This is a genomic window from Pinirhizobacter sp., assembly GCF_035317885.1.
GTDB lineage: Bacteria > Pseudomonadota > Gammaproteobacteria > Xanthomonadales > Rhodanobacteraceae > Pinirhizobacter.
Genome location: NZ_DATHFX010000388.1, coordinates 1 through 4,949, shown reverse-complemented (window position 1 = coordinate 4,949; position 4,949 = coordinate 1). Strand labels below are relative to the sequence as shown.

At 63.1% G+C, this 4,949-nt stretch carries 6 protein-coding genes; 4 read left to right on the top strand and 2 right to left on the bottom strand.

What is annotated here, in order from left to right; all coding sequences use genetic code 11:
- Positions 1-415: aquaporin (locus VK519_RS12800; protein WP_324350328.1), on the top strand; the 415-nt coding region annotated here is incomplete at its 5' end.
- 69 nt (positions 416-484) lie between these two features.
- Positions 485-937: a tRNA adenosine(34) deaminase TadA gene (gene tadA / locus VK519_RS12795; protein ID WP_324350327.1), complete on the top strand. Its 453-nt coding sequence runs from the start codon at positions 485-487 to the stop codon at positions 935-937.
- A gap of 10 nt (positions 938-947) precedes the next feature.
- Here the strand turns inward: tadA and VK519_RS12790 are convergent, their stop codons facing one another.
- Positions 948-1,763, bottom strand: a complete 816-nt coding sequence (locus tag VK519_RS12790) for an NAD-dependent protein deacetylase (RefSeq protein WP_324350326.1) — start codon at positions 1,761-1,763, stop codon at positions 948-950.
- A gap of 35 nt (positions 1,764-1,798) precedes the next feature.
- Positions 1,799-3,721: an LTA synthase family protein gene (locus VK519_RS12785; RefSeq protein WP_324350324.1), complete on the bottom strand. Its 1,923-nt coding sequence runs from the start codon at positions 3,719-3,721 to the stop codon at positions 1,799-1,801.
- Between the two features lie 207 nt (positions 3,722-3,928).
- Between VK519_RS12785 and VK519_RS12780 the strand changes: the two genes are divergently transcribed.
- A complete protein-coding gene (locus tag VK519_RS12780) occupies positions 3,929-4,570 on the top strand; it encodes a response regulator (protein WP_324350323.1) in 642 nt (213 codons plus the stop codon).
- A gap of 323 nt (positions 4,571-4,893) precedes the next feature.
- The coding region (locus VK519_RS17850) for an ESPR-type extended signal peptide-containing protein (protein WP_414692748.1) at positions 4,894-4,949 on the top strand (56 nt) is incomplete at its 3' end.

Below are 4,949 nucleotides of genomic sequence, written 5' to 3'. Positions count from 1 at the left end.
CGCCAGTGGCAAGCCCGGCTTCGAAACCGGCGGCTTCGCGTCCAATGGCTACGGTGACTTGAGCCCCGGCCACTACAGCCTGCTGGCCTGCCTGTTGGTGGAGGTGGTGGCAACCTTCTTCTTCCTGCTGGTGATCATGGGATCGACCGCACCGACGGCGCCCGGCGGTTTCGCACCCATTGCTATTGGTTTCGCCCTGACCCTGATCCACCTGATCGCCATCCCGGTGACCAACACGTCGGTGAATCCCGCACGCAGCACCGGCCCGGCCCTGTTTGCCGGCGGCGCGTACGTCAGCCAACTCTGGCTGTTCTGGCTGGCTCCCATCGTTGGCGGCATGCTAGGCGGCATCGTCGCCAGGCTCCTGGGCGACACCCCGGCTTCCACCGACAAACCCAACATCGCCGCCAGCTAACCCCAGCGGCAAAGCCGGGGTCAGAGCTGATGCTCTGACCCCGCCAACGCTCCGAAGTATCATTCGCGCATGCCCAACGACGAAACCTGGATGCGCCGCGCACTCTCCCTGGCCGAACATGCACGCGATGCCGAAGGCGAGGTCCCCGTAGGTGCCGTACTGGTGCTCAACGACGAAGCAGTAGGCGAAGGCTGGAACCGCAACATCGGTACCCACGATCCCACGGCCCACGCCGAGATCGAAGCCCTGCGCAGCGCTGGTCGCAAGCTAGCCAACTACCGGATTCCCGGTTCCACGCTTTACGTCACCCTGGAGCCCTGCGCGATGTGCGCGATGGCCATCGTCCACGCCCGGGTGGCGCGGGTGGTCTATGGCGCCACCGATCCGAAAACCGGCGCCGCCGGCAGCGTGTTCGACACGCTGGTGTCCGAGCACCACAACCACCGCGTGGCCGTGGACGGTGGCCTCATGGCGGAGGAGGCTTCCTCGATGTTGCGAGACTTCTTTCGTTCAAGACGATGAAATTAAACACTTAGTTCGTCAGGAACGAGAGACCCTCGCCGCACGGTGCCTGCACCTTCAGGCTGAGCAGTTCGTCGGCCCGGGTACGTCCAAGGTTGAGGGCCGCGATGGGAAGGCCCCGCCGTGCTGCCTGCAGCACGATGCGGTAGCCGGAATAAACCATCAGCGATGAGCCCACCACCAGCACCGCATCGGCGGCATCGAGCCCCGCCTGCGCGTCGTCCACCCAGGGCCTGGGGATATTTTCGCCGAAGAACACCACGTCGGGTTTGAGCACGCCGCCGCAACAGGGGCAGGGCGGAATGGCGAAGGCGTCGAAGTCCAGGCCTTCCAGGTCCGCATCGCCATCGGGCGCACGCAGCGCGTCGAGGGAAACCCAATCGGGGTTCAACGCCTCAAGCTCCGCCTGGAAGCCATCGCGGTCCATCGAGTGCCGGCAAGCCAGGCATCGCACGATGTCCAGCCGGCCATGGAGATCCACCACATTCTGGCTGCCGGCCTTCTGGTGCAGGCGGTCGACGTTCTGGGTGACCAGGCGGCTAACCTTGCCGTGTTCCTCCAGCCTTGCCAGCGCCCGGTGCGTGGCGTTCGGCTCGGCCATGCCGAAGTAGCGCCAGCCCACCAGGCTTCGTGCCCAGTAGCGGCGCCGCGTGGTGTCGCTGCCGGTGAAAGCCTGGAAGGTCACCGGTGGCTTGCGCTTCCAGGCGCCGTCCGCGTCGCGGTAATCGGGAATGCCCGAATCGGTGCTGCACCCGGCGCCGGTAAGGACCAGCAGGCGCGGGTGGCGGTCGACGAAGGCTTCGAGTTGGGGATAAGGGCGGGTCACGGCTCAAGCATAAATAGGCCTTGAGCCGGCTGCTATCAAGGCTTGTGGTGCATCCTGCCGTCCTTGAACATCTCCGCCGCGCCCTGGTAAGCCGCAATGGCGTTCGTCACGTCGTCCTCTTCCACCGCTTGCACTGGCGTGACTTCACCCGTGCGGAAGTCCGGATTGACCTGTTCCACGCTTTGCTGGGTGGACAGCACGGTCATCCGGTCACCATGGATATAGCCCAGCTTCTGGTAGGTGGAGGGAAACGCCCGCTCGCGGCCGGGCTCGAGCGCCATCAGGTCGTAGCCGAAGAAGTGGCTGGTGTAACTGAAGTTGAGCAGGCCCAGCAGGGTGGGGCCGATGTCGATCTGCGACATCAAGCGGTCTTCGTGGCGCGGCGTGATCCACTTCGGTGCGTAGATCAACAGCGGGATGTGGTAGCGGTTCACCGGGATCGAGCTCTTGCCCGCGCTGGCGGCGCAATGGTCGGCGGTGATCACGAACACCGTGTCGTCGAAATAGGGCTTCGCGCGGGCCCGCTTGATGAAGTCGGCGATGGCCCAGTCGTTATAGCGAAGCGCGCCGGTGCGCGTGCCCTGCTTGCCCTGCACGCGCCCCTCGGGAAAGGTGAAGGGCCGGTGGTTCGACGTGGTCATGATATGCAGGAAAAACGGCTTGCCGTCGGCTTGCGCCTTGTCCATCTGCTGCAAGGCCAGGGTGTAGAGGTCTTCGTCGGCCACGCCCCAGACATTCTCGCTGTGGATGGTGATGTCCTTGCCGATCGCCGTGCGGTCGGCCACGCCGTAGCCGTTGTGGGCGAAGAAGTAGTTCATGTTGTCGAAATAGCCGTAGCCACCGTAGACGAACTTCGACTCATAACCGCGCTCATTGAAGATGTCGGCGAGCGAATACAGGTTCTCGTTGCCCTTCTGCTTCACCAGCGAATCGCCCGGCGTCGGCGGCACACTCAGGGTGAGCGCCTCCAGGCCGCGTACCGTGCGCGTGCCATTGGCATACAGGTTGGTGAAGAACAGGCTTTGCGACGACAGCGCGTCGAGGTTGGGCGAGACGTCCCGCGTGCCGCCCAGCGACCGCAGGTATTCACCGGAAAGGCTTTCCACGCTGATCAGCACCACATTGAGGTGCTTCTCGGGACCTTCGTGGGTGATCTTGCGGGCGATGTCGTTCGGATCGTTCGACACGAACTCAGCGTCGGGTGTCTTCAGCTGCTGGCGCAGGGTGGCGGCAACCTCTGCATCGGGCAAGGTCTTGTAGAAGTGCGGGTAGTCGAGCCGGCTGTTGCGGAAGGCGGCGACGAACTCGTAGATACCGTTGCCCGACAGGGCATCGACGTAGGCGTTGCCGCTAGTGTTCTTCGCCGCCGAGGTAACGCCGAAGGATACCGCCAGGGTGGCAACCAGCCAGGCCAGCACAACCAGGCTGCGCGCGCGGAAGCGGCTTCCGTCGTCCCGCGGGGCAAGCGTCCGGCGGGTGAGCCATATCACTACCAGCGCCACGATCGCCAGTTCCGTCATCCAGCGACCCACGGGATACGATTCGCGGATGTTGCCGATCACCTCGGTGGTATAGATGAGGTAGTCCACGGCGATGAAATTGAACCGCGTGGCGAATTCGCCCCAGAACGTCCATTCGGACAGGGCGATGAACATCAGCGTGTAGAGCCACGCGAAGCTGAAGATCAGAGTGAGCCAGCGCTGCACCTTCGACAGGTACACCCGCCGCGGCATCAGCCACAAATAAAGCAGCACGGGCCACGCTAGATACAGGAACACGATGAGGTCGTAGCCAAGGCCCAGGCCGAACACCCGGGGCCAGGACGTGGCCGACACGTCGGCACGCGCGGCTACCAGCAGCACGATGCGGATAACCAGCTGGATCAGCACGAAACACGCGCCCAGCCAGATCAACGGGCGAAAGCGTTGCCAGAGCGTCCGGCGATTTTCTTCAGACACCTTGGGAGGCTCCATGGGCATGTGCCCGGATAATCTACGGAATTCTAGGAATCGGCGCTTTGTTTTTCCTTTCGATGAAAGTTACTGACCGGCGCCGGGATGAGCGTTATTTGAGCTTGCTTCGCTGGCAGGACGAGGGGCCAAGGCGCAAAATCGCTCCCGCCGCCCTGATGCGGCCCACCTTAAAACGCCTGATCGGGGGAAAACATGGATATCCGGATCATCGTAGCTGATGACCACCCCGTCATCCTGGCGGGCATCAGCGTTGCCATTCGCCAGGCCGGGGTGGGGCAGGTGGTCGGCGAGGCCACCTCGCCGCAGGGCCTGCTCGACCTACTGGCGCATACGCCCTGCGACGTGCTGGTGACCGACTACCGCATGCCGGGGGAGGGTCAGCGCGACGGCCTGGGCCTGATCGACGATATCCGGGCGGCATGGCCGGCATTGCCCGTGGTGGTGGTTACCGCGGTGATGAATGCCGCCCTTTACCGGGAAATGATCGACGCCGGTGCGACCGGCTTGGTCGACAAGACCAGCGACGTGAATGAGATTCCCCAGGCGATCCTTGCTGCCCACCGTGGGGACCGTTACCTCAGCAAGAACGTCGACGCGCTGGCCGGCAGGCGGCGGTCCATGGACATCCGGGTGGCCACGCTCGAGGATCTTTCCCCACGCGAACTGCAGATCCTGAAACTCTTCAGCGAAGGGATGAGCGTCACCGAAATCGCCCGCTCCACCTCCCGGGGGATGTCCACGGTGAGCCAGCAGAAGACCAGTGCCATGCGCAAGCTGGGACTCACCAGCGACGCCCAGATCTTCGATTACGTGCGTTCCAGGCGCTCGGATTGAGAAATATTCCAATCGCAATGAGTTACTTTAAGTAATTGAAATAACACAATAAATATGGGTCGACCGGGCAATCTGGTTGACCCATTTTTGTGCCTGGGGAATTTGAGCTTTCTTCCATGTCTCCCGCAGCGCCCTCCGACGAGGATGCGTTCGCCGACAGGGTTTTCTGCCCTGCCGGACGCCTTCGCAAGTACGTGGGACAACCCGGCTCGATGGACTCGAACCAGCCCACGCGCACCTCGGCGTCCAGGACGGACTCCCCCTTGTGAATTGCCAGTGCGCCGTGCAGCGCACGACATTCATCGCAATCGGGAATAACCATCATGAACACCATCTATCGCATCGTCTGGAACGTGACCCTGGGTAAGTGGGTCGTCGC

What these genes read in the sequence shown, in the direction of transcription:
- VK519_RS12780 (WP_324350323.1), top strand. Translation starts at nt 3,929, where the DNA reads ATGGATATCCGGATCATCGTAGCTGATGACCACCCCGTCATCCTGGCG.
- tadA (WP_324350327.1), top strand. Translation starts at nt 485, where the DNA reads ATGCCCAACGACGAAACCTGGATGCGCCGCGCACTCTCCCTGGCCGAA.